The organism is Cellulomonas sp. GTC20042 (assembly GCF_055389595.1).
The window spans coordinates 1,304,823-1,328,313 of the sequence record NZ_AP043678.1 but is presented as its reverse complement, the minus strand read 5'-3'; the positions used below and the strand labels follow the sequence as shown (position 1 = coordinate 1,328,313).

Annotated in this window: 20 protein-coding genes and 1 pseudogene; 6 read left to right on the top strand and 15 right to left on the bottom strand. The window is 74.4% G+C overall.

The window, feature by feature from the left end; genetic code table 11:
• Window positions 1–27: 27 nt before the first annotated feature.
• The 10 genes from ACZ5HG_RS06150 to ACZ5HG_RS06105 form a co-directional block, all read right to left on the bottom strand.
• Window positions 28–1,449 (bottom strand): putative T7SS-secreted protein, encoded by a 1,422-nt coding sequence (locus ACZ5HG_RS06150; protein WP_464181084.1) that lies wholly within the window; start codon window positions 1,447–1,449, stop codon window positions 28–30.
• A gap of 404 nt (window positions 1,450–1,853) precedes the next feature.
• Complete coding sequence (locus tag ACZ5HG_RS06145) at window positions 1,854–3,062, bottom strand: NAD(P)/FAD-dependent oxidoreductase (protein ID WP_464181082.1); 1,209 nt, start codon at window positions 3,060–3,062, stop codon at window positions 1,854–1,856.
• 65 nt (window positions 3,063–3,127) lie between these two features.
• Window positions 3,128–3,886: a hypothetical protein gene (locus ACZ5HG_RS06140; RefSeq protein ID WP_464181081.1), complete on the bottom strand. Its 759-nt coding sequence runs from the start codon at window positions 3,884–3,886 to the stop codon at window positions 3,128–3,130.
• A gap of 287 nt (window positions 3,887–4,173) precedes the next feature.
• On the bottom strand, window positions 4,174–5,373 hold the full coding sequence (locus tag ACZ5HG_RS06135) for an amidohydrolase family protein (protein ID WP_464181079.1): 1,200 nt from the start codon (window positions 5,371–5,373) through the stop codon (window positions 4,174–4,176).
• A 23-nt stretch (window positions 5,374–5,396) separates the two neighbouring features.
• On the bottom strand, window positions 5,397–6,611 hold the full coding sequence (locus ACZ5HG_RS06130) for a type III PLP-dependent enzyme domain-containing protein (protein WP_464181078.1): 1,215 nt from the start codon (window positions 6,609–6,611) through the stop codon (window positions 5,397–5,399).
• A complete protein-coding gene (locus ACZ5HG_RS06125; RefSeq protein WP_464181077.1) occupies window positions 6,608–8,224 on the bottom strand; it encodes an N-acyl-D-amino-acid deacylase family protein in 1,617 nt (538 codons plus the stop codon). The genes ACZ5HG_RS06130 and ACZ5HG_RS06125 overlap by 4 nt, the downstream gene beginning before the upstream one ends.
• Window positions 8,221–9,015: an ABC transporter permease gene (locus tag ACZ5HG_RS06120; protein WP_464181076.1), complete on the bottom strand. Its 795-nt coding sequence runs from the start codon at window positions 9,013–9,015 to the stop codon at window positions 8,221–8,223. Before ACZ5HG_RS06120 ends, ACZ5HG_RS06125 begins: the two co-directional genes overlap by 4 nt.
• A complete protein-coding gene (locus tag ACZ5HG_RS06115; protein WP_464181074.1) occupies window positions 9,012–9,809 on the bottom strand; it encodes an ABC transporter permease in 798 nt (265 codons plus the stop codon). Before ACZ5HG_RS06115 ends, ACZ5HG_RS06120 begins: the two co-directional genes overlap by 4 nt.
• Window positions 9,809–10,594, bottom strand: coding sequence for an ABC transporter ATP-binding protein (locus tag ACZ5HG_RS06110; RefSeq protein ID WP_464181073.1), 786 nt, complete (start codon window positions 10,592–10,594; stop codon window positions 9,809–9,811). The genes ACZ5HG_RS06115 and ACZ5HG_RS06110 overlap by 1 nt, the downstream gene beginning before the upstream one ends.
• Window positions 10,591–11,664, bottom strand: coding sequence for an ABC transporter substrate-binding protein (locus ACZ5HG_RS06105; protein WP_464181072.1), 1,074 nt, complete (start codon window positions 11,662–11,664; stop codon window positions 10,591–10,593). The genes ACZ5HG_RS06110 and ACZ5HG_RS06105 overlap by 4 nt, the downstream gene beginning before the upstream one ends.
• Before the next feature lie 377 nt (window positions 11,665–12,041).
• Here ACZ5HG_RS06105 and add point away from each other — a divergent pair, with 377 nt between their 5' ends.
• Complete coding sequence (gene add / locus ACZ5HG_RS06100; protein ID WP_464181069.1) at window positions 12,042–13,052, top strand: adenosine deaminase; 1,011 nt, start codon at window positions 12,042–12,044, stop codon at window positions 13,050–13,052.
• A 2-nt stretch (window positions 13,053–13,054) separates the two neighbouring features.
• Window positions 13,055–13,513: a PPC domain-containing DNA-binding protein gene (locus ACZ5HG_RS06095; protein WP_464181067.1), complete on the top strand. Its 459-nt coding sequence runs from the start codon at window positions 13,055–13,057 to the stop codon at window positions 13,511–13,513.
• Between the two features lie 199 nt (window positions 13,514–13,712).
• Here ACZ5HG_RS06095 and ACZ5HG_RS06090 read toward each other — a convergent pair whose 3' ends face one another.
• Window positions 13,713–15,266: a PucR family transcriptional regulator gene (locus ACZ5HG_RS06090; RefSeq protein ID WP_464181065.1), complete on the bottom strand. Its 1,554-nt coding sequence runs from the start codon at window positions 15,264–15,266 to the stop codon at window positions 13,713–13,715.
• Between the two features lie 100 nt (window positions 15,267–15,366).
• On the opposite strand from ACZ5HG_RS06090, the gene ACZ5HG_RS06085 reads away from it, so the two are divergent.
• Window positions 15,367–16,743 carry an NYN domain-containing protein gene (locus tag ACZ5HG_RS06085; protein ID WP_464181064.1) on the top strand — a complete coding sequence of 459 codons (1,377 nt, stop codon included), beginning with the start codon at window positions 15,367–15,369 and terminating at the stop codon, window positions 16,741–16,743.
• A 70-nt stretch (window positions 16,744–16,813) separates the two neighbouring features.
• Here the strand turns inward: ACZ5HG_RS06085 and ACZ5HG_RS06080 are convergent, their stop codons facing one another.
• Window positions 16,814–18,493 carry an AMP-binding protein gene (locus ACZ5HG_RS06080; protein ID WP_464181063.1) on the bottom strand — a complete coding sequence of 560 codons (1,680 nt, stop codon included), beginning with the start codon at window positions 18,491–18,493 and terminating at the stop codon, window positions 16,814–16,816.
• 125 nt (window positions 18,494–18,618) lie between these two features.
• Here ACZ5HG_RS06080 and ACZ5HG_RS06075 point away from each other — a divergent pair, with 125 nt between their 5' ends.
• Window positions 18,619–19,575 carry a hypothetical protein gene (locus tag ACZ5HG_RS06075; protein WP_464181061.1) on the top strand — a complete coding sequence of 319 codons (957 nt, stop codon included), beginning with the start codon at window positions 18,619–18,621 and terminating at the stop codon, window positions 19,573–19,575.
• A 21-nt stretch (window positions 19,576–19,596) separates the two neighbouring features.
• On the opposite strand, the gene ACZ5HG_RS06070 is transcribed toward ACZ5HG_RS06075, so the two are convergent.
• Together ACZ5HG_RS06070 and ACZ5HG_RS06065 are read right to left on the bottom strand one after the other, a co-directional pair.
• Window positions 19,597–20,016, bottom strand: coding sequence for a VOC family protein (locus tag ACZ5HG_RS06070; RefSeq protein ID WP_464181060.1), 420 nt, complete (start codon window positions 20,014–20,016; stop codon window positions 19,597–19,599).
• Between the two features lie 126 nt (window positions 20,017–20,142).
• Window positions 20,143–20,412 (bottom strand): hypothetical protein, encoded by a 270-nt coding sequence (locus ACZ5HG_RS06065; RefSeq protein ID WP_464181059.1) that lies wholly within the window; start codon window positions 20,410–20,412, stop codon window positions 20,143–20,145.
• Window positions 20,413–20,529: 117 nt separating this feature from the next.
• Between ACZ5HG_RS06065 and ACZ5HG_RS06060 the strand changes: the two genes are divergently transcribed.
• Both ACZ5HG_RS06060 and ACZ5HG_RS06055 read left to right on the top strand, forming a co-directional pair.
• Entirely contained in the window at window positions 20,530–21,519 is a 990-nt protein-coding gene (locus tag ACZ5HG_RS06060) for a phosphodiester glycosidase family protein (protein WP_464181058.1), read from the top strand.
• Between the two features lie 3 nt (window positions 21,520–21,522).
• Window positions 21,523–22,713, top strand: coding sequence for a glycosyltransferase (locus tag ACZ5HG_RS06055; RefSeq protein ID WP_464181056.1), 1,191 nt, complete (start codon window positions 21,523–21,525; stop codon window positions 22,711–22,713).
• Here ACZ5HG_RS06055 and ACZ5HG_RS06050 read toward each other — a convergent pair.
• Window positions 22,658–23,476: pseudogene (locus tag ACZ5HG_RS06050) on the bottom strand (LysR family transcriptional regulator); the annotation flags it as partial. The gene ACZ5HG_RS06055 and the pseudogene ACZ5HG_RS06050 sit on opposite strands and share 56 nt — an antisense overlap.
• Window positions 23,477–23,491: the final 15 nt, after the last annotated feature.

Here is a 23,491-nt window from a genome sequence, read left to right as displayed (position 1 = left end):
CCGATCATGACGTCCCACGGAACCCTGTCACTCATCTGCAATCGCCTCCCAGCTGCCGTGGACGATCCTGCCGTCCGGCATGACACCGCGGAACACGGTCGGCCGATATCCGAAGGGGTAGCCGTTGGCCTGTCCGCCGAACGAGCCGTTCACGGACACGTACTGCGCCTGGTAGTACCGCGCGTTCGCCTCTCCGGTCCACGTGCCGTCGGGTCCGTGCCCGACGACCATCCCTTCGTACCGGTCGTCGCCGGCCGCGCGCGCACGGGCCCGCTCGGCAGCCGCCGCCGCATCGAGATCATCCCGCAGGTCCCCCTTCGTCGGCACCCGGCCGGTCGGCGACAAGCCGCCCTCGATCCGCGTCGCATTCGCGACGTCCAGGTGCTCGAGCCCGTTGAGGTTCTCCGGAGTGCTCCAGTGCGCACGGAAGGCGAAGACGACCGGCCCGTCCCCGGGTGTCAGCGTGGCAAGTTCCTCCGCGGTCCAGGGTGTCGGTCCGATCGTCACGCGCTCGCCGACCCGCGCCCCGGCCGCCGCCACCTCCGCCGCACGCGACCCGGCCCGCGCCGCCGACACCGCACGCGACAGCGTCCCCGCACCTGCGACGACGCTCAGGGCGATGTCCGGCGCGAGCCCGCCCCACCACCGCCCGGGGTCGTCGCGGCGCTGCTGGCCGTTCAGCAGCACGTCCGGCGCACCCAGCGGATCGGTGGTCAGCAACCGGTACGTCCCGGTCGCGGAGTCCCAGATCGCGACCGCGTCCCGGGCGAACCCGTCCGGGTCGATGACCCCGCGGATCAGGTTGGTGTCCCAGGCGACGAACCGCACCGTGTCGGTCAGCCAGTCCCACGCACCCGCGGCGAAGGAGTCCCAGTGCCAGCGCCCGTCCGGCATCCCCTCGACCAGACGATCGATCGCCTCGGCGGCGGCCCGCTCGGCCTGCGCCACCACCGCCCGGGCGGCCTCGAGATCCGCGGCAGCCTGCGCCCGCACCTTCGCTGCCTCGACCCCACCGGGACGCAGCGGACCACCGATCGGGCGCCCGAAGGGGTCGAGCTGCTTGGGCGGGGCGACGTCGATCTGCCCGACGAGATTCGGTCGACGCCCCGCGGGGGTGGCGCTCGCCGTGGCATACAGGGTGATCGCGGCGGCGGCCCGACGCTGGGCCCAGGCCAGCACGTCGGCATAGGCATGCAGGGTCTCGGCCGCCCACCGGTAGACCTGCCCCACCGCACCCAGGCGCTCGACCTCGACCACCCGCCGCGCCGCATACCCGTCAGCGGCAGTCCCCTGCCAGGAGGGGATCAGCCGACGCGCCGCGCACGCCCCGATGTCCTCCAGATCCCCCGCCTGGGCGATCAGATCCTCCGCGTCCCGACGCACCGCCTCCACGTCACCGGGGATCAGATCGACCGGATCAGCCCCCGCCGACAGCACCGCCACGCTCACGACGCACCATCCAGCCGCCTGATGTCGTCCACGCGCGCCTCCCCGCGGGCCCGATGGCCCAACGAAGACACGCTACCGATACGTAGCGCACGTGAGACGCGATCTGCGTGGTGCCTCGCACCCGTTCGACGACCCGCCCACAGGTCCGCGCCGCGTCACGGCGCGGCGCCACGGCGACCTCAGGTCCCCGCAGATCCCGTCGAAGCCCGTGCGCACCTCGACGCGCTGCCCGGTCTCACCCGGCGATCACTCCTCGCGAGCACCACCGGCACGACGTCACGCCGGCGACCCAAGGGCATGAAAAAACCGACACTGAGCATGACTCCACCGGATTCCGGAAGGTCCATGCCGCGCCGGCAGCCCCACGGTGCCACCGGCGCAGATCCCGTGGCAACCGGATTGCCCTACCCGATCAGCCCCCGCAGCGCGCCCTCCGACACGTCCCGCTGGTCGCGGATGACCGCACGCGCCCGGTCGGTGGCATCCCACACGTTCCACAGCAGCACGCCCACCACCCGCCCCGCGTCGAGGTAGTACACGACCCCGGCCCCGTAGGCCTCCTCGTGCCAGTCCTCCACGGTGTCGAGGGACGCGTCCAGCCGACCGACCGCCTCGTAGCCGGCGTCGAGCAGGTCGGACCAGAAGTACGGGGTGTGGTCGAAGACCTCGTCGGCCCCGGCGGCGGCGCGCCCGGCGTGCCGGCCCATCGTGCCGGCGGCGTCCACGTGCTCGACGCGGCGGCGGCCGAGCAGGGCGTCGGGGTAGCGGGCGACGTCGCCGGCGGCCCACACGTGCGGGTCGGAGGTGCGCAGGTGGTCGTCGACCTCGATCCCGTCGGCGCCGTGCTCCCCGGCGACGGTCAGCCCGGCGGCCGCGGCGATGCCCGCGTCGGGGACGATGCCGGTGCCGAGCACCACGGCGTCGGCGTCCAGGGTGGTGCCGTCGTCCAGCACGACGTGCGCCCCGTCGGCGTCGGAGGAGCCGGAGACCAGGCGGCGCCCGCGCAGCAGCGTCACCCCGGCGTCGACGAACATCGCGTCGATGTGCCGGGCGAGGCCGGCCGGGAACACGTGGGCGGTGAGGACGTCGGTCGGGACCACCTGCGTGACGCGGGTGTCGTGGCGGACCAGGGCGGCGGCGATCTCGGTGCCGATGAACCCGCCGCCGACCACGACGACGTGCCGCCCCTCCCCGGCGAGGTCGCGCAGCCGCTCGTAGTCGTGCACGGTCCGGTAGGCGATCACCCGCCCGGACGGCTCGATGCCCATGGGCCGGGGGTGGCCGCCGGTGGTGAGGATCAGGGCGCCGTAGCCGATGGTGAGCCCCGAGTCGGTGGTGACGGTGCGTTCGTCCAGGTCGATCGCCGTGACGGCGGTGCCGAGCAGCATCTCGACGCCGGCCTGCTCGGCGGTGCGGAGCCACACGTCGTCCAGGGTGGTGCCGGGATCGTTCCACAGCGCCTTGGTCAGCGCGGGCCGGTCCACGGGGGCGGTGGGTTCGCGGCCGATCATGAGCACGGTGCCGTCGGGGTCGCGCTCGCGCACGCCGCGGGCCGCGCCGTCACCGGCGACACCGGCGCCGACGATCACGTAGTCGGAGGTCTCGCGCACCATGGAACCACCGTGGCACGCCGGTCCGGCGGACGCGCGCGCAGGGGCGGATCAGCCGAGCGGGTGGATCAGCCCAGCGGGGTGAGGGCCCAGGCGCCCTCGGTCGCCACGGCGACCACGCCGGGCAGCGGCACGGCCATCGGCTGGTCGACCGCGGAGTCGGCGCCGAAGGCGGTCGATCCCGGGGTGCCGACGGTGGCCATGCCGGTCTCCGGCACGGCGCGGGCGCTGAGGCCGTCCTCCGCGTCGAGCGGGGTGTAGGCGAGCTGCACGGAGCGCGTCGCGTCGCCGAGGCGCAGCACGGTCGATCCGGTGCCCTGCTGCGGACCGGTGACCACGGGCAGGTCGTCCCAGGCGAGCAGCTCGACCGACCAGGGGCCCTCGGCGTCGACGACGACGGCCCGCCGGGTCTCGTCCTCGTCCAGCCGGTCCACCAGGTAGGAGCCGGACAGCGGCGGGTCGCCGGCGCCGAGCACGGAGCCCGCGGTGTCGGTGAGCGCGAGCGGGCCGGAGCAGGTGGTGCAGTCCACCCGGGCGACCACGCCGAAGGCGCCGCCGCGCACGAAGTCGAGCACGGCCGGTCCGTCGCCGGTGACCGTGACGGGTGCACCGGCGCTCACGACGCCGGCGTCGAGGCGCTGCTCGGGCAGCGTGACGGGGGCCGGGGCGAGCGGCGTGCCGATCCCGGTGGAGGTCGTCGGCGAGCTCGTCGGGGACTCCGCGCCGGTGCTCGAACCCGGCAGGCTCGCGCAGGCGGCGAGCAGCGCCGTGGTCGTCACGAGGACGAGCACGGGTCGCAGCAGGCGCGCGGGAGCAGCAGGGGGCACGTCCCCATTGTGCCCGGCGTCACGCACGGCGCCGCGCGGGCGTACGGGTGCTGGCACCCGCCACGGCACCGCGTCGGCGCGCGACGACGGCCCGGCCACCCGCCCGGGTGACGCCCGCGCTGGTCACGACGCTTCCCTCGTCCGGGTGACCGCCGTGACGTGTCGCGCCACGTCGTGACGCATTTCACCCGCGCCCGCGCATCGACCCGCCGCGGCTCACGCCCGAGATGTCCCGAACCGCCCGATCTGCCACGTTTCCGCAGGTCAGCGCGGCAAGCGCTTGCCGGTCAGGTGGTGGGCAGCTCCCCCGTGACCACCCGGCCACGGCTCACCACGGCGACGATGTTCTCCACCCGCAGCGCGTCCACGTCCTCCCAGGGGCGTCCGCGCAGCACCACCAGGTCACTGCCGAGCCCGGCGCGCAGCCGCCCGGTGGAGCCGCCGATCCGGATCGCGTCGGCGGCGTCGGAGGTGGCGGAGACCAGCGCCCGCTCGGCGGACCAGCCGAACATGGCGGCCATGGTGCGCACCTCCTCCATCTGGTCACCGAAGCCGACGAACTGCCCGGAGGCGTCGGTGCCGAGCACGAAGCGGACCCCCGCCTCGGCGGCCCGCGCGAAGCCCGCGTCCCGCACCGCGACCACCTCGCGCGCCTTGGCCTGCGCCTCGGCGCCGACCGGCTTGCGGCCCTCGGCGATGATGTCGTTGATCAGCAGGGTCGGCGCCACCGGCAGCCCGCGCCCGACCAGCGTCGCCAGGTGGTGCTCGGCGATGGCGGTGCCGTGCTCGATCGAGTCGACGCCCTCGGCGAGCGCGATGTCCAGGCCCTCGACGCTGTGGGTGTGCGCCGCGACCAGCATGCCCAGGGCGTGCGCCTCGTCGACGGTGGTGGCGATCTCCGCGCGGGTCTGGTTGCGCCAGCCCACCCGGTCGCCCAGGGAGAGCACGCCGCCGGAGGTGTAGATCTTCACGCCGGTCGCCCCGGCGCGCGCCCACTGGCGCACCAGCCTGCGGCACTCGTCCGGGCTGTCGGCGGTCGGCGGGCGGTGCGGGTAGTGCGGCGGCACGAAGAGGTCGCCGTGCCCGGCGGTCATGCCGACCTGGCCGTGGCTCAGCAGGCGCGGACCGGCGAGGAAGCCGGCGTCGAAGGCGCGGCCGACGGCGAGCTGGACCGAGTCGGCGGCCAGGTCGCGCAGGGTGGTGACGCCGGCACGAGCGCAGCGCAGCGCATTGGCGGCCACGTGCAGCGAGCGCTCCTCCGGCGGCGTGACCAGCGGCCAGGTCGAGGCGTCACGGGCGGGCTCCCCCGCGGGGTAGCCGAGGTGCACGTGCGTGTCGATCAGGCCCGGGATCACGCTGAGGTCGGTGCGGCGGGCCGGGGCCTCCTCGACGGCGAGGATCTCGTCGCCGGCCCAGGTGATCCGCGCGGGGCCGACCTCACGCTCGCCGTCCCACAGCGGCAGCCCGTCCAGCACGTGCTCGGTCATCACTCGGTCCTCTCGGGGGTCGTTCACAGCGCGGGGGTGATCTCGCCGACCACCGTGCCGTCGGGGTCCACCAGCGGCAGGTGCCGCCAGCGGTCGAAGGCACCGCACGGGTGGCTGATGCCCAGGCGCACGACGGTGCCGGGCGCCGGGGTCTCGCCGGAGGGCACCCGGACGAAGGCGTGGTGGTCGTTGACGCCGGTGACCTCCCAGCCCTCGCGGTCCAGCACCACGGGCAGCCGGTCGTCGGTGGGCACCTCGCGGCGGCCGAAGCCGAGGATCACCCTGCCGTCCTCCGGGGCGGAGAGCACCGAGGCGCGCAGCTCGAAGGCGGGCCGGAACGTCGGACGCCCGGGGGTGCCGCGCTCCTCGCCGAGCGGGGAGGTGCGCCGGTAGACGCCGTGGTCGTGGGTGAGGTAGCAGCCGGAGCGCAGCACGGCGGTGACCGGGCGGTCCCACACGGCAGGGCCGATCTCGCGCACCACCAGGTCGAAGTAGGAGGAGCCGCCCGCGGTGACGACCGGCACGCCGCCGTCCACCAGGTCCGCGTCGGTGATCGCGACCACCAGCGCGCGCACCCGGCGCAGCAGGTCCACCGCACCGATCGGCTCGCCCGGGTCGTCGCCGGCCGGCATCAGGCCCTCGAAGGCCGCGACCCCCGCGAGCGCCAGCACGTCGCTGTCCGCCACCCGCCGGGCCAGCGCGAGCGCTGCGGCGTCCTGGTCCGGGCCGGGGTCCCCGGGGCGCACCCCGGTGCGACCACCGGGGAAGCCGAGCTCGACCAGCACCCGCAGCGGGCGCTCCGGGCGTGCCTCCCGGAGGATCCCCTCCAGCAGGTCGACCCCGGCGATCGAGTCGACGTACGACAGGTGCTCCGCGCGGTCAGGGCCGCTGAGCACGTTCCGAGCCAGCCAGCGGATCGCCGAGGCGTCGACCAGCGTGTTCGCGTGCAGCACCCGCGGGACGCCCCAGGCGTGCAGCCGGCGCACCTGCGCGGGCGTGGCCGCGGTGAAGCCCCAGGCGCCGGCGGCGGTCTGCCGACGGACCACGTCGCGGGACATGTGCGTCTTGGCGTGCGGGGCGAGCTCGACGCCGGCCTCGCGGCACCAGTCGGCCATCACCCGCAGGTTGTGCTCCAGCGCGTCGTCGTGCAGCAGCATCACCGGCAGGTCGAGGTCGTCGACCGCGGCCGGGCGGGTAGCGACGCCCGCGCCGGGCAGCCCGGCGTGCCGCCCGCTCACGCGGCGGCCCCCGCCGCAGCGGCCCCCGGCTCGGCGAACCCGGCGCGCAGCACCCGCCCGTGCCGCTCCCCGGTGAACTCCCCCGCGTCCACCACCACGTGCCCGGCGACCACCGTGCACCGCACGCCGGCCGGCCGGACCCACGGCGCCTGCGGGCTGCCGGCGTGGCCGATCGTCGCGGGGTCGAAGACGGCCACGTCGGCGATCGAGCCGACCGCCAGGTACCCGCGACCGGGCAGCCCGAGGGCGCGTGCGGTGAGCGAGGTCATCTTGCGGACCGCCTCCTGCAGGTCGAGCACGCCGAGGTCGCGCACGTAGCGGCCGAGCACGGTCGGGAAGCAGCCCCAGCCGCGCTGGTGCGCGTTGCCGACCGGCACCGAGTTGTCCGAGCCGATCGCGATCAGCGGGTCGGCGAGGATCGCCCGCACGTCCGCCTCGTCCATCAGCTCGTAGACCATCATCGCGCCCGGGTCGGCCAGGATCAGGTCGCACAGCGCGTCCCACGGGTCCAGCCCGCGCTCAGCGGCGACCTCCGCGACGCTGCGCCCGAGCAGGCTCGCGTCGGTGTGCATCGAGAGCATCACCCCGGCGGGCGTGGTCTGCCCCCACGACCCGGAGCCCGGTCCGCCGGCCGCCCCGCGCTCGGCCAGCGCGCGCCGCTCGGCGGGGTCGGAGAGCCGGCGCACCAGCGCCTCACGCCCGCCCACCTGCGCGGCGGCGGGCAGCAGGGCGGTGAGGAAGGACTCGCCGGTGGTGTACGGGTACTGGTCGCCGAACACCTCGACGCCCCGCGAGCGCGCCTCGTGCAGCGCCGCCAGCAGCTCGCCGGAGCGGCCCCAGTTCTGCCGGCCGGCGGCCTTGCAGTGCGAGACCTGCACCTGCACGCCGGTGCGCCGCGCGACGTCCAGGGTCTCCGCCAGCGAGTCCGCCAGGCCGTCGCCCTCGTCGCGCATGTGGGTGGCGTAGGGGCGGCCCCAGCGGGCGGCGACGGCGGCCAGCGCTGCCACCTCGTCGGCGTCGGCGTAGACGCCCGGGGCGTAGATCAGCCCGGTCGACAGCCCGAAGGCCCCCTCGGCGAAGGCCTGGTCGGCCAGCGCCACCATCCGGTCCAGCGCGCCGGGTGCCAGCGGCTCGGCCATGCCGTTCGCGCTGATCCGCAGCGTATGGTGCCCGACCAGCGAGGCCAGGTGCGTCGTCGTGCCATGCCGCTCCACCGCGTCCAGGTAGCCGGCGAAGCTGCGGGGCTCGTGCCAGACGCCGTCCACCCCGGCCGCCACCGTCGAGGAGATGGGCTTGTGCAGGTCGACCGCGCGCTGGTCCACCAGCGGGCCCGCCGAGTTGCCGCAGTTGCCCACGACCTCGGTGGTCACGCCCTGGAGCACCTTGAACGGCTGCGCCTCGGCCATGAACGCCACCACGTCGGAGTGGGTGTGCGCGTCGATGAACCCCGGCGCGACCACGAGCCCGCGCGCGTCGATCACCCGCACGTCGGAGCCGGCAGCCAGGTCGCGGCCGATCGCCACCACCCGGTCCCCCTCGACCGCCACGTCGGCGACCACGGGGGCCGCGCCGGTGCCGTCGACGACGGTCCCGCCCCGGATCAGCAGGCTCACGACAGGCGCCCCATCCGCTCCTGCACCAGGGTGTCCGCCACCGCGACCACCGCGTACACCAGCATGGTCACCCCGGCGATCGTGATCGCGCAGGCCCACATCAGGTCGTAGCCGAAGGAGCCGGCCGCGCGGGAGATCATCCCGCCCAGCCCCTCGCCGGTGGACAGCCACTCGGCGATCATCGCGCCGGTCACCGCCGAGGGCACCGAGATCCGCGCGGAGGCCAGCGTCGAGGGCACCGCCGCCGGCAGCGCCACCTTGCGCAGCACCGTCCACGACGACCCGCCATAGGCCAGCACCAGGTCGCGGTGCTCGCCGGAGACGCTGCGCAGCCCGTAGAGGATGTTCGCCAGCGCCGGCAGGAAGACCACGATGATCACGATCGCGGTGACGCCGGACTGGCCGATGCCGAAGATCAGCGTGATCAGCGGGGTCAGCACCACCAGCGGGATCGAGCGCAGCACCATCGCGGTCGGCATGACGATCCGCTCGGCCACCGGCGACACGCAGAACACCACCGCGAGCGCGAACGCCGCCGCCAGGCCGACCAGGTAGCCGATCCCGGCGTCCCGCACGGTGACCAGCAGGCCCTCCAGCACGGTCGACCGGTGGTCCGCGGCGCCGTCCCCGGTCACCAGGTACTCCAGCACCTGCCACGGGCGCTTGCCCACCAGGTCGCTGACGTCGAAGGCCTCCAGCACCGCGATCCACACGCCGATCGCCACCACCACGGCCGCGAGCAGGGTCAGCACCCGGCGCCCGACGAACCGCCACGCCTGCGCCGCGCTCATGCCCGCACCTCCTTCGCCCACGGGGTCAGCACCCGGCCCAGCAGTCCGACCAGGCCGTAGCCGGCCAGCGAGATCAGACCGGTGAGGATGCTCAGCGCCCACACCCGGTCCGGCTGCACCTGCCGCTGCGCGGCGTTCAGGGCCACACCGATGCCGGAGTCGATGCCGCCGAGGTACTCCCCGACGATCGCGCCGAGCAGTGCTGCCGGGACCGCCACCTGCAGGGCGGTGACGATCGCCGGCAGCGCCGACATGAGCTGGACCTTGCGGATCTGCGTCCACCGGCCGCCGCCGTACGCGGCCACCAGGTCCAGCGAAGACCGGGTCGCCGAGCGCATCCCGAGGATCGCGCCGACGAGGGTGGTGAAGAACGTGAGCAGCGCGGCGAGGAAGATCGCCGAGGCGCGCCCACCGAAGATCACCATGACGATCGGACCGATCGCGGTCACCGGCAGGCAGGACGCGATCACGCCGAGCTGGGTGACGACCTCCTCCAGCTTCGGCACGACCAGCACCACGGCGGCCAGCGCCAGACCGGCGAGGTTGCCCCACAGGTAGCCCTGGGCGGCGCGGGTCAGCGACGGCGTGAGGTTCGGGCCGTAGAACGACCAGCCGTCCTCCACCGCCGAGCGCAGCACCGCCGCGGGTGTCGGGAAGGACGTGCTGTTCGTCAGCCCGGCGGTCATCGCCCACCACAGCGCGATCAGCAGCACGATGCCGACGGTGCCGCCGACCCACGGCCGCGCCAGTGCGCTGGCCCAGCGCCGGGCACCCGCCCGAGGCAGTGCGGGCATCAGTGCTCCTTGCCGGGCGAGAACAGCAGCCCGGACAGGTGGTCGACGATCTCGTGGAACTCCGGCGTGCGCATCATCTCCGGCGTGCGCGGGCGCTCGAACGGGATCTCCACCAGCTCGACGATCCGGCCCGGACGCGCCGACATCACCGCGACGACGTCGGACAGCAGCACCGCCTCGGAGATGCCGTGCGTGACCATCAACGTGGTCGCCGACCGCTCGGACCAGATGCGCTGCAGCTCGAAGTTCAGCCGCTGCCGGGTCATGTCGTCCAGGGCGCCGAAGGGCTCGTCCAGCAGCAGGAAGTCCGGCCGGACGGCCAGCGCCCGGGCGATCGACGCACGCTGCCGCATGCCGCCGGACAGGTGCGCGGGACGGGCCTTCTCGAAGCCGGACAGGCCGACCAGGTCGATCAGCTCGTCCACGATCCCGTCGTCCTGCTTCCGCTGGATCTCCAGCGGCAGGCGGATGTTCGTACGGACCGAGCGCCACGGCAGCAGCGCGGGGTCCTGGAAGGCGATGCCCATGCCGTCGGCGCGCCGGCCGGGGGCCACCGGCGCGCCGTTCACCGCGACCGTGCCCGCCGTCGGGGTCTCCAGCCCGGCGAGGATCCGCAGGATCGTCGACTTGCCGCAGCCCGAGGGGCCGAGCAGCGAGAGGAACGACCCGCGCGGCGTGGACAGGCTCACGTCGTCCAGCGCCTGCACGGTGCGGCGGCCGGAGCGGAAGACCTTGTCCAGGCCGGAGATCTCGATGCCGGCGGGCACGGTCGCGGTGGAGGTCACTTCAGCAGGTCCGGGTTCTCGGCGTAGACCTCGTCGAGCAGCGACGTGTCGAACAGGTCCTCCTGCGCGATGTCGATGCCCGCGTAGGCCAGCGAGGCGATGGTGCCCGCCTGCAGGTCGTCGGAGATCGTCAGCAGGCCGTGCGCGGCGGTGTCGTCGGTCGCGATCAGGTCGGACTGGCGCTGGAACGCGAGGGTCATCTGGCCCAGGTCGTACTGCTGGTCCTTGCCGTAGACGTTCACGGTGAGGTCGACGGCGCGCTCCGGGTCGGCGAGGGCGCCGTACCAGCCGCGGGCCAGGGCGAGCAGGAAGGCCTTGACCTCCTCGGGACGCTCGTCGATCGCCTCCTGCGAGGTCACGATCACCTCGCCGACGATCGGCAGGCCCTCGTCCGACAGCAGGAACTCGGTGGCGTCGAAGCCCGCCTCGATCAGCGCGGAGGCGCCGGAGGTGGTGTAGCCGATGTAGCCGTCCACCTGGCCGGTGGTGAGCATCGAGGTGTCGGACAGCGGCACCGTGGTGACCTCGGAGGCGTCGATGTCGTTCGCGGCGAGGAACGCGTTCCACACCAGCGTGTTCGAGTCGGAGACCGCGATCGTCGTGCCCGGCAGGTCGGCGGCGCCCTCGATCGGGGCGGAGGAGGCAGAGATCAGCGCGAAGGGGTTGCGCTGGTAGGTGGCCCCGATGATCTTCAGCTCCGCGCCGCCCTGGATCGCCGGGGCGGTGATCAGCGGGGAGGAGATGCCGGCGAAGGCCTGCCCGGTCGCGACGGCGGCCTCGGCGGAGGTGGCCGAGGAGCCACCGGCGGTCAGCGTGACGTCGGCGAAGCCCACGTCGGTGAAGAAGCCGTCCTCGGCGGCGACGTACTCGCCGGCGAACTGGGTGTTCTTCAGCCAGGACAGCTGCACGTTCACGGCGTCGAAGCCGTCGGCCTCCCCGCCCGCGGAGCTCGTCGAGCCGGCGTCGGCGGAGTCGCCGCCGGAGCAGGCGGACAGCAGGAGTCCGGCGGCCGCCACGACGGCGGCGAGCCCCAGCCGCGCGCGGCGGCCGGTCGGGAGGGAACGGGTCACGTCAACCTCGATCACGTCGAGCGGCCACCCGGTCCTCGGGTGGCCGCGGTGCCTGGGGGGAGCGCGTCGGGACGGCTCCCGGCGACGTCCTTCATCGAACCCGGCGGGCTCGCGACGCCGCCATGTGGGATCGTCCGAACTCCCCCGCCCCCGGAGCCCGTCCACGTCGTGCGATGGGACGAGCGTGTCATCTCGCGGACACATTCGCCGATCGGTCCGCGCCTCGGCTGACCGATCGCCCAGGCCGCGCGCCGATCGACCCCGGGCGTCGTTGGTGGATCGCACGAAGATGCGCGGGCGGTCCTGTGGTTGGCTCCCTGACCAGGGGTCCGGCACCGAGGATCCGGCACCGAGACAGAAGATCGTGAGGACCGGGCGTGTGGCCGACGGCTGAACTGCACGTGCACATCGAGGGGACGCTCGGCGGCCCCCTGATCCGCACGCTCGCGGCGCGCAACGGCCTGCCGGTGCCCGCCGGCGCCGACGGCGGCGCGCCCTTCGGCTCCCTGCAGGACTTCCTGGACGTCTACTACGCCAACCTCGACGTGCTGCGCACCGAGCAGGACTTCCACGACCTCGCCGAGGCCTACCTGGTGCGCGCCGCCGCCGCCGGGGTGCGCCGCGCCGAGATCTTCTTCGACCCGCAGAGCCACACCGCCCGGGGCGTCCCGCTGGCCGACGTCGTGCACGGGCTGGCCCGCGCGCTGGAGGCCGCCCCGGCGCGGCACGGCCTCAGCGGCGCGCTGATCCTGTGCTTCCTGCGCCACCTCGGCCCGGACGCCGCGATGGCCACCCTGGAGGAGGCGCTGCCGCTGCGCGAGCACCTGCTCGGCGTCGGGCTGGACTCCTCCGAGGTCGGCTTCCCGCCCTCGCTGTTCAAGGACGTCTACGAGCGCGCCGCCGCCGAGGGCCTGCGCCGGGTCGCCCACGCCGGCGAGGAGGGCGGGCCGGACTACGTCTGGGAGGCCCTGGACGTGCTCGGCGCCGAGCGGATCGACCACGGCATCCGTGCGCTGGAGGATGTCGAGCTGGTCGCCCACCTGCGCGCCCGGCAGGTCCCGCTCACCGTGTGCCCGCTGTCCAACGTCGCCCTGCGCGCCGTGGACGACCTGGCCGCGCACCCGATCGCCGTCATGCTGGACGAGGGTCTGCTGGCCTCCGTGCACTCCGACGACCCCGCCTACTTCGGCGGCTACCTGGACGACAACCAGCGCGCGCTGCTGGACGCCGGGCTGGTCACCGAGGACCACCTCGGCGTGCTCGCGGCGAACTCCGTGCTCGCGTCCTTCCTGCCGGACGCGGAGAAGGCGGCGCTGCTGGCGGAGATCCGCGCGCACGCGCTCGCCGTCGGCGCGGCGGTGCCGGCCGCAGCGGGCGGGAACGGCTGAGCGTGCGCACCAGCGAGGTCACCACCGGCCGCCGGATCGCCGTCGTGCTGGAGCCCGGGGACGACGTGCTCGGCTCCGTCGCCCGCGCCTGCCGCGAGCACGGCGTGCGCCAGGCGTTCGTGCCGGTGTTCTCCGGCGCGTTCCGCACCGTCCGGCTGATCGCCGCGCACACCCCGGTCGACGACCAGGAGCCCCCGCTGCCGCAGGAGGTCGCGGTGACGTACACCGAGGGGATCGGCAGCGGCACCGTGCTCTGGGACGCCACGGCCGGCACCCCGGAGCCGCACCTGCACCTCGCCGTGGGGGTGAAGAACGCCGCCGCGGCCGCCTACGCCGGGCACCTGCTCGGCGCCGAGGCGCACTACACGGTCGAGATCCTGATCGAGGAGGTGCTGGAGCCCGCGATGCTCCGCGTCCCCGATCCCGCCGCCCACGGCATCCCCACCCTGCACTTCGCCTGACCCCGCGCGCTGCGCGCTGCCACGCGCCCTGCGCTGCCACGCGCCCTGCGCCGCCGCGCGCCCTGCGCCGAGTTGTCATCTCTTGTCGCTTCACGGCGCGCTGAAGCGACAAGAGATGACAACTCGGCGGACCGGGCGAGCGCGCGGGTGGGCACGCGGGCGCGTGAGATCAGCGCGCGCGGGTCAGGCACGCGCGGGGTCAGGGCTCGGGGTCGGTGTCGTCGAGGCAGGTCATGGCGAGGAACAGGTCCACCCGGTCGGCCATGGTGCCCATGTCGCGGTGCGTGAGCTCCTCGATCCGCGCGATGCGGTAGCGCAGCGTGTTCGTGTGCAGGTGCAGCTGCCGGGCGGTCTCCTGCCACGCCCCGCCGCCGTCGAGGAACGCGCGCAGGGTGCCCACCAGGTCGGCGTTGTGCCGCTCGTCGTAGGACAGCAGCGGCGCCAGCACCTCGCGGGCGTACCCCTGCCGGGTGCTCTCGCCGAGCATGCGCAGCAGCGCGCGGTGGCTCTGCACGTGCAGCGAGGTCGACACCACCACCGGGTCGGACCCGCCGGCGTGCTGCACCCGCTCGACGGCGGTGGCGATGGCCGAGTTGAGCCGGCTGACCCCGCTGACCGGATCGCTCATGCCGACGCGCAGCTGCCGGCCGGCCAGCAGCAGGTGGTACTCCTCGGTCAGCTCCTCGGCGAGCGGCCGGTCCGACTCTCCCCCGCCGTTGACCAGCAGGATCGCCAGGTCGTCGCAGCGGGCGCCCATCACGCGGTGCCCGCGGGCGGACAGCGTGCGGGACAGCATCTCGACCACCGCGGTCACGCTGAACCGCGGGTCGTCCACCCGCGCGGCGACGATCGTGGTCTCGTCCTGCGGGCCGAGCCCCTCCAGGCGCATCCGCGCGGAGATCGCCCCGGGCGACGCCTCCTGGTTCCGGATCGAGGTGATCAGCGCCTCGACCTGCGCGTTGCGGGTCTCCCGCCAGCGGCTGGCCAGCTCGAGCTCCACGCGCAGCGCGCCGACCAGGGCGTCCATCGCGAGGGTGACCTCGTCGGAGAACGACCGGTGGTCCCCCCAGCAGCCGACGAACCCGGTGCGGTCCCCGGCGCCGGTGCGGGTGATCGTCACCGGCCCGCGCTCGTCGGTCAGGATGATCCGCTGCTCGTGCTCGCGCCGGACCATGCTGTTCCACTGCTCGGCGACCTGCGCCCGGTCCGGGGCCGTGCCGACGCTGGCGAGCAGCTGACCGGTCTCGTCGATCACCCAGCAGCCGATCGAGAACTCGTCGGCGAGCTGGCCCAGCAGCTCGGACACTCCCCCGCCGCGGGACACCGTGTCGGCCAGGCGACGGCTGAACCGCATGGTGCGGGTGGCCATGCCGGCGGCGGAGCCGGGCTGCCGGGCGGTGATCTCGTCGGAGATCTGCCGGAACGACACCCCGGGCGACACCGTGAGCAGGGTCAGCCCGGAGCGGCGGCAGCGATCGATCACCTCGTCCGGGATCACGCCGATCTCGATCAGCCCGAGGATCAGCGCCGCGACGTGCTGCTGCGCCAGCGCGCCGAGGAAGGTCTCGGCCCCGTCGGCGCGGTCCAGCCACAGGCCGCTGGTGAGCACCACGTCGCCGGTGGACAGGAACCGCGAGGGGTCCGGCAGGTCGGTGATGTAGGCGGCGGTGACCGCGCGGTCCAGCGCGTCGGGCTCCGCGGCGACCACCGTCAGGCCGAGGCCCGGCACCGCCAGGAGGTCACGGACGTCCATCGCTCGTCACCACCCGGTCCCACCTCAGCACCGGAGCAGTCTACGAGGGCGCCGCGCGCCGACCGGCCCGTGCACCGGGCGAACCGTGGATGATGGCGGGGTGAGCCTCGCACCCCTGGTCGGCCCCGGCGGCACCCGCCCGCGGCTGCGCAGCGCCCTGTTCGTCGACTTCGACAACGTCTACATCGGCCTGCAACGGCTGGACCCGACGGCGGCGGAGGCCTTCGCCACCGACCCGGGCCACTGGCTCGGCGAGCTGGAGTCGGGCTCGGACGCCGACGGCGACCTGGCCCGGCGGTTCCTGGTGCGCGCCTGCTACCTCAACCCCTCGCGCTTCTCGCAGTTCCGGCCGAACTTCACCCGCGCCGGCTTCCAGGTGGTCGACTGCCCCTCGCTCACCCAGCAGGGCAAGAGCAGCGCGGACATCAACCTGGTGCTGGACGCGGTGGACGCCCTGGCCGCGCCGACCCGCTACGACGAGTTCGTGATCGTCTCCGCGGACGCCGACTTCACCCCGCTGGCGCTGCGCTGCCGGGCCGCCGACCGCCGGGTCACGATCATCACCGCGAGCCCGGCTGCCGCCGCGTACCGCGCGGTCGCGGACACCGTGGTCACCGCCGACGACCTCGCCGAGCTGGTGACGCAGACCGCGCTGGTCACCGGGCGGGCCGCCACCGCCGCCGCTGCGGAGGCCGCCGAGATCCCGCCCGCCGCCGTTCCCCCAGCACCGGCCGCTGCCGGCTCTGCCGCCGCACCGGCCCCCGCCGCCCCGCCGACCGCCGCAGCCACCGCACCCGCCGCGACCACCCCGGCCGCCACCCCCGCCGTCGACCCCGCCGGTCAGCTCGCCGCCCGCCGCGCCGTGCTGCAGCGGGTGCGCTCCGCCGACCGACCGGTCCCCTCCGGCGCCGCCGCGCAGGCAGCCCAGCAGGCCGACCCCACGCTGCCCGCGACCCGCTGGGCCGGCACCGGCGGGTTCTTCGCCTGGCTCGCGCAGGCGGTCCCCGAGCTCGGCGCGGCCTCGCGCCCGGCGCCGGGCTTCGTCTGGGACCCCAAGCGCTTCGGCGAGGCGGACCTGCCCGGGGCGGTGGCCGACACCGACCCGACCACGCTGCAGCGCCAGGTGATCACGGTGACCGACGTGCCGGGGCTCAGCGCCGCCAACTACCGGGTGCTGCTGACCACCCTCGCCGAGGACGTGCGCCGCACGCCCTTCGAGCGGATCGCGACCTCCCGCCGGGTGCGCGACACCTGCCAGGAGGCGGGCGCCGCGGTCGGCCGGTCGACGGTGAACTTCGTGATCTCCGGGGTGCTGTACGCCGGGCTCGACCTCGGGCCGTCGGTGACGGTGCGGCAGGTCGCGCAGGCGTGGGCGGACAACGTGATCGGTCTGTGCCGGGGCGCCCGGATCGAGCTGACCGAGGGCGACGTCGCGGCGATCCGCGCCTGGGTCGGCGGCGGCCTGCTCGACGCCTGAGCGTCGGCGGGAGCCGCCTGCCGCCGCTCCCGCGCGGGCGCCCGGGCCGACGCGCGCGCCGGGCCCCGCCTCAGTCCTCCGTGCGCGCCGCCGCCCGCTCGCTGTCCTGGCGGATCTGCACCCGGCGGATCTTGCCGGAGATCGTGGTCGGCATCGCGTCGACGAACTCCACGATCCGCGGGTACTTGTACGGCGCGGTGCGGCTCTTCACGTAGCCCTGGATCTCCTTCGCGAGCGCGTCGGACGGCTCGTAGCCCTCGCCGAGCACGATCGTCGCCTTGATCACCACGCCGCGGACCTCGTCGGGGGCGCCGGTGATCGCGCACTCCACCACCGCCGGGTGGCCCATCACGACGCTCTCCACCTCGAAGGGGCCGACCCGGTAGCCGGAGGTCTTGATCATGTCGTCGGTGCGCCCGACGTACCAGAAGTAGCCGTCCGCGTCGCGGGTCGCCAGGTCGTGCGTGTGGTAGTACCCGTCGTGCCAGACCGCGGCGGTGGTCTCCGGGTCGCCGTCGTACCCGGTGAACAGGCCGATCGGCTTGCCGCCGGCGGGCACGCGGATGCAGATCTCCCCGTCCTCGCCGACCTCGGCCTCGCGGCCGTCCTCGGTGAGCAGCACCACGTCGTAGCCCGGCGACGGCGTGCCCATGGATCCCGGCTTGGTGGCCTCCCACCAGTTCGTCACCACGGCGAGCGTCATCTCGGTCTGGCCGTAGCCCTCCTTGAGCTCCAGCCCGGTCTGCTCGCGGAAGGTCTCGTACACGACAGGGTTCATCGCCTCGCCGGCGATCGTGCAGTGCTGGAGCGCCGACAGGTCGTAGCGGGACAGGTCCTGGGTGATCAGGAACCGGTACACGGTCGGTGCCGCGCAGAACGTGGTCACCCGGGCGCGCTCCAGGTGCTCGAGCAGGCGGGCGGCGTCGAAGCGGTCGAAGTCGTAGACGTCCACGCAGGTCTCGAGCAGCCACTGCCCGTAGAGCTTGCCCCACACCGACTTGGCCCAGCCGGTCTCCGACACCGTGAGGTGCAGGCCCTCCGGGTCGACCCTGTGCCAGTACTTCGCGGTGGCGATGTGCGCGATCGGGTAGGAGTAGTCGTGCACGACCATCTTGGGCTGCGCGGTGGTACCGGAGGTGAAGTAGAGCAGCATCGGGTCGCCGAGCGCCGGCACGTCCTCGCCGGTGGGGCGCTCGAACGGTGCGGCGGCGGCCATGCCGGCGTCCAGGTCGGTCCAGCCGTCGCGGGTGCCGCGCACGCCGATCTTCACCAGCGGGCGGCCGATCTGCTGCTCGGCGGCGTCCACCTCGGCGGCGACGTCGCCCTCCAGGGTGCTGACCACGGCGGTCACCCGGGCCTCGGTCAGCCGGTACACCAGGTCGTAGGCCTTGAGCTGGTTGGTGGCGGGCACCGCGACCGCGCCGAGCTTGTGCAGGGCGGTGATCGCCCACCAGAACTGCGCGTGCCGCTTGAGGACCAGCAGCACCCGGTCGCCGCGACCGATGCCGAGGGAGCGGAAGTACGACGCCGCCTGGTCGGACAGCCGCGCGACGTCGGCGAAGGAGTAGGTGTGCTCGGCGCCGGTGTCGTCGCACCAGCGCAGGGCCCGCCGGTACGGGGTCTCGCGGCCGAGCCGGTCGACCACGTCGTAGCCGAAGTTGAACGTCGGCGGGCAGGTCAGCGTGAACGTCCGGGGGTGCCCGGCCTCGTCGAGCTCCTCGGTGAGGTACTCCTCGTGCAACCCGATCATCCTGCCGGCCCTTCTCACGTCCCGCGGCGCCCGCAGCGGGTGCCGAGCGCACACTAGCCCTCCTGGTCAGGCGGGTGCCGGGACGTCTTGCTCAACGTCGGGCCCCCGGTGGCCGATGAACAGACGTGAGCCATCCCCCGGGACCGCGCGACTGGTCCCCCGACCCGGCGCCGTGGTCCACCACGCACCCGGCCGGCGACCGGGGCGGCTCGCCGTGGGTGCCGCCGCCCGCCCCGCCGGGCCGCCGGGACCGCCGCCGTCGCCGGACGCCGCGGTCGCTGCGGGTGCTGCCGTGGCTGGTGGTGCTGACGATCGCGGCCGTCTACGGGGCGCGCTGGCTGCCCGAGATCGGGGTGGTCGCCGATCTGCGCAGCAGCCTCAGCGGTGCCCTGCCGCTGCCCGCCGCCACCGACCGCGACTACCCGACGCCCGGCTACGAGGAGTCCGCCGACCGCCTGCTGCCGCCGGTCGCCGGTCCGGACGCGGCCGGCTACGCCGTGCAGCAGAGGCAGCCCGAGCCGGAGGGCAGCACCGTGCCGGTCGCGTGGTCGCCGTGCCGCCCGGTGCACCTGGTGGTCGACCCGACCGGCGCGCCGGAGGGCTTCGCCGACCTGGTGACCGTGGTCGCCGGGGAGATCACCGCCGCCACCGGCCTGGTGCTCACCGTGGACGGCCCCACCACCGAGGCCGCGAGCGCCGAGCGCCCCGCCTACCTGCCGGAGCAGTACGGGGACCGGTGGGCGCCGGTGCTGGTGCGGTTCAGCGACGCGGCCACCGTGCCCGACCTGACCGGCGACGTGGTCGGCGTCGCGGGCACGCAGACCGTGCACGACCGGATCGCCGGCGTCTCGTTCCTGGTGTCCGGGTCGGTGTACCTGGACGCGACGCTGCTCACCGATCCGGGCGCGCTGGAGTGGTACCCGGAGGTGCTGCGGCACGAGATGGCCCACCTGGTCGGGCTGGACCACGTGGACGACCCCGCGCAGCTGATGTACCCGACCACCACCGTGCACGGGTTCCAGGCCGGCGACCTCGCCGGGCTCGCGCTGGTCGGGCAGGGAGCGTGCGCGCCCGGGATCTGAACCCTCGGGCGCGCGGTCGGCTCAGGCCTGCGCGCCGGCGATGTTCACCAGCCAGAACACGCCGAACTTGTCGGTGACCATGCCGAAGGCGTCGCCCCAGGGCGCCACCGCGAGCGGCTCGACCACGGTGCCGCCGTCGGCGAGCTTCTCCCAGTAGCCGCGCATCTCGGCGTCGGTCTCGTGCCCGCCGCTGAGCGAGACGCTGCCGTTCGGGGTCGGCTCGCCCATGGAGACCGGGGTGTCGGCGCCCATGAGCAGCAGGCCGCCCGGCGTCTCCAGCTGGGAGTGCATCACCTTGTCCTGCTCGGACGGGTCCTGGGCCATCTGGTAGTCGCCGAAGGTGCTGACGGCCAGGTCGCCGCCGAAGACGTCGCGGTAGAACTCCATCGCGGCGCGGGCGTTGTCACGGAAGTTGAGGTAGGGGTTCAGCCGGACAGCCATCGTGCGCTCCTGGGTGTGGGTGCGGCGATCGATCAGGCCGCCACGGCGCGGCCCGCTCGCACCGTACTGCGCACGGGTGAGCGCGGCACGCGCTCCTGCGCGCACCCTCCCGACCGCGCTCCCGGCTCAGCCGAGGGTGCGGTCGCGGCGGGCGATCTCCAGGTGCGCGAGGCCGCGCAGCACCCCGATCGCGTGCCCGAGATCGGCCCCCACGTCCACCGACCCCGCACCGGGCACCACGGTCAGCGCCGCGACGTCGGCGCCGAGGTCGCGGTCCTCGTGGGCCTGTGCCACGGCTGTGAGGTCCAGGTCGGTGCCGTGCCGCAGCTCGACCTCGTCCAGCAGCACCTCCAGGGCCAGCCGGAGCTGATCGACCTGCAAGGACACCTCGTGCACCGCTCCAGGATGCCAGCCTCGCGGCGCCGCCGTGGCCGGTCCGTCCGGCGTCACCCTCATGGCCCTCGCTCAGCGGACCCACGGGGCGGCCCTCGGCCCGCTCCCTAGGAACGGGGCATGAGCCCACGCACCCGCACCCCCGGCGACCGACGGCGTCGCCCCCGCCTGCTCCGCCGCGTCGTCGTGATCCCGGCGCTCGTGGTCACCCTGACCCTCGGCGGCGCGACCGCCTGGGCGCTGGACCGGTACGTGATCGAGCACGTCGAGATCAGCGACGTGGACGCCTACGAGGCCGCGCAGAGCGGCTCCACGACCGCCTCCACGGACACCGGCACGGACGCCGGCACCGACGCCACCACCACCGACACCACGTACGAGTCCGACGATGCCAGCATCTCGATCTCCACCGTCGTCACGGGCAGCGGCGACGACACCGTCACCTACTACGTCGCCGACGTCACGCTGAGCGACGCCACCGTGCTCCGCTCCGCCTTCGCGCAGAACGCCTTCGGCACCAACATCACCGAGACCACCTCGGACATCGCCGAGGACAACGACGCGGTCTTCGCGATCAACGGCGACTACTACGGCTTCCGTGACACCGGCATCGTGATCCGCAACGGCGTGGTCTACCGCGACGAGGGCGCCCGCGAGGGGCTGGCGTTCTACCGCGACGGGACCGTGGAGGTCTACGACGAGACCACCACCACCGCGGACGAGCTGGTCGCCGACGGCGTGTGGAACACCCTGTCCTTCGGCCCGGCGCTGCTGGAGGACGGGCAGGTGGTCGACGGGATCGAGGACGTCGAGGTCGACACCAACATCGGCAACCACTCGATCCAGGGCGAGCAGCCGCGCACCGCCGTCGGCGTGATCGACGACAACCACCTGGTGTTCGTGGTCGTGGACGGCCGCTCCCCCGGCTACTCCGCGGGCGTCACCATGACCGACCTCGCGGAGATCATGCAGTCGCTCGGCGCCACCACCGCGTACAACCTCGACGGCGGCGGCTCCTCGACCATGTACTTCGACGGCGAGCTGGTGAACGACCCGCTGGGCACCGGCACCGAGCGCGGCACCTCCGACATCCTCTACATCGGGGGCTGAGCCGTGATCGTCCTCATCCCGTCCTACGAGCCCGACCAGCGCCTCGGCCGGCTGCTCGACGACCTGCGGGCCAGCGCCCCCGACGTGCACGTCGTGGTGGTGGACGACGGCTCCGGCCCCGCCTACCGCCCGGTGTTCGCGGCGCTCCAGGGCCCCGGCCGCACCGTCCTGTCCTACGTCGGCAACCGGGGCAAGGGCTGCGCGCTCAAGACCGGCTTCGCCTACGTCGCCCGGCGCTGGCCCGGGCAGGCGGTGGTGTGCGCGGACAGCGACGGCCAGCACTCGGTGGCCGACATCCTGCGGGTCGCCGCCGCGCTGCACGCCCAGGACGCCGGGTCGCCCGCGATGGTGCTCGGCTGGCGGTCCTTCACCGGTCCGGTGCCCGCGCGGTCGATCGTCGGCAACCGGGCCACCGCGCGGCTGTTCCACCTGGCCACCGGCGTGCGGCTGCGCGACACCCAGACCGGGCTGCGCGGCTACCCCGGATCGATGCTCGGCTGGCTGCGAGCGGTGCGCGGCGAGCGCTTCGAGTACGAGCTGAACCTGCTGCTGCGCGCCGCCGCCGAGGGCGTGCCGATCGAGGAGGTCGAGATCGCCACCATCTACCTGGACGAGAACGCGTCCTCGCACTTCCGCCCGGTGCAGGACTCCGTGCGGGTGCTCGCGCCGCTGCTGCGGTTCTCGCTGTCCTCGCTCAGCGCCTTCGCGATCGACACGATCGCGCTGCTCGCCCTGCACGCGGCCACCGGCTCGCTGGCGGTCTCGGTGGTCGGCGCGCGGGTGCTCAGCGCCGGGTCGAACTTCCTGCTCAACCGGCGGGTGTTCGACCGGGGTCGGCGGGTGCCCGTCGGGCGGGCGGCGCTGCGCTACGGCTCGCTGGCGATCGGGCTGCTCGCCGCCTCCTACGCGCTGCTCGCCGCGCTGACCGGGATCGGTGTGCCGCTGCTGGCGGCGAAGGTGGCGACCGAGGTGGTGCTGTACCTGGTGAGCTTCCAGGTGCAGCGGCGGTTCGTGTTCGCGCGGGGCACCGCGTCGGATGCCACCGCCCGGGACGTCACACCAGGTCGAGCCCCGACGCCGCCGCCAGCAGCTCCTCGATCACCGCGACCGTCGCAGGACCGGGCTCCCGTCGGGTCGCGCGGTGCCGTGCCACCAGCCGCCGCGATCCCAGACCGGGCACGGTCGCCACGGTGACGCCGTCCGGCAGCTCGCCCTGGAGCGCCAGCGCGGGCAGCATCCCGACCCCCTGCCCGGCGGCGATCAGCGCCAGCGCCACGTCGAAGTCGTAGTAGACGTGCCGGGTGGTCAGCGGGCCGAGGGCGGTCGCGATCCGGCCCATCGCACGCGCGGCGGCGGTGCCCGGCTCGGCACCGAGCCAGGTGGCCCCGGCGAGGTCGGACAGCTGGGTCGGGGTGGCGACCGCCTCCGGCAGCACCACGCGCCACGGCTCCTCCAGCAGCACCACGTCCCGCTGGCCGCGCGGCACGTGGGTGTCGGCGTCCTCGTCCCGCTCCAGCAGCACGATGTCCGCGTCGCCCTCGCGCAGCCGACGCACCGACTCCCCCGGCTCGCGCTCCTCCACCACCAGCTCGACGCCGGGATGGTGCTCGGCGACCACCGCGAGCGCCGGGGCGACCACCGCACGGATCGCGGTCTGGAACCCGGCGATCGTCACCCGCCCGGACAGCTCGCCGCCGAGGGCCGCCAGCGACTTGCGCGCCTCGACCAGCTCCGCCTCGATCCGCTCGGCCGCCTCGGCGAGGATCCGGCCGGCCGCCGTGAGGGTCGCGCCGCGCGGTCCGCGGTCCAGGACGGGCACCCCCTCCTCGGCCTCCAGCCGGGCGATCTGCTGGGACACCGCCGAGGGGGTCACGTGCAGCACGTCGGCCGCGGCCAGCACCCCACCGGCACGATGCACGGCGAGGAGGACGGCCAGGCGTCGGGGGTCGGTCGGCATCGGTTCTCCCAGCGC

What these genes read in the sequence shown, in the direction of transcription:
- ACZ5HG_RS06060 (WP_464181058.1), top strand. Translation starts at nt 20,530, where the DNA reads ATGAGCCCACGCACCCGCACCCCCGGCGACCGACGGCGTCGCCCCCGC.
- ACZ5HG_RS06115 (WP_464181074.1), bottom strand. Translation starts at nt 9,809, where the DNA reads ATGCCCGCACTGCCTCGGGCGGGTGCCCGGCGCTGGGCCAGCGCACTG.
- ACZ5HG_RS06090 (WP_464181065.1), bottom strand. Translation starts at nt 15,266, where the DNA reads ATGGACGTCCGTGACCTCCTGGCGGTGCCGGGCCTCGGCCTGACGGTG.
- ACZ5HG_RS06120 (WP_464181076.1), bottom strand. Translation starts at nt 9,015, where the DNA reads ATGAGCGCGGCGCAGGCGTGGCGGTTCGTCGGGCGCCGGGTGCTGACC.
- ACZ5HG_RS06145 (WP_464181082.1), bottom strand. Translation starts at nt 3,062, where the DNA reads ATGGTGCGCGAGACCTCCGACTACGTGATCGTCGGCGCCGGTGTCGCC.
- ACZ5HG_RS06135 (WP_464181079.1), bottom strand. Translation starts at nt 5,373, where the DNA reads ATGACCGAGCACGTGCTGGACGGGCTGCCGCTGTGGGACGGCGAGCGT.
- ACZ5HG_RS06080 (WP_464181063.1), bottom strand. Translation starts at nt 18,493, where the DNA reads ATGATCGGGTTGCACGAGGAGTACCTCACCGAGGAGCTCGACGAGGCC.
- ACZ5HG_RS06070 (WP_464181060.1), bottom strand. Translation starts at nt 20,016, where the DNA reads ATGGCTGTCCGGCTGAACCCCTACCTCAACTTCCGTGACAACGCCCGC.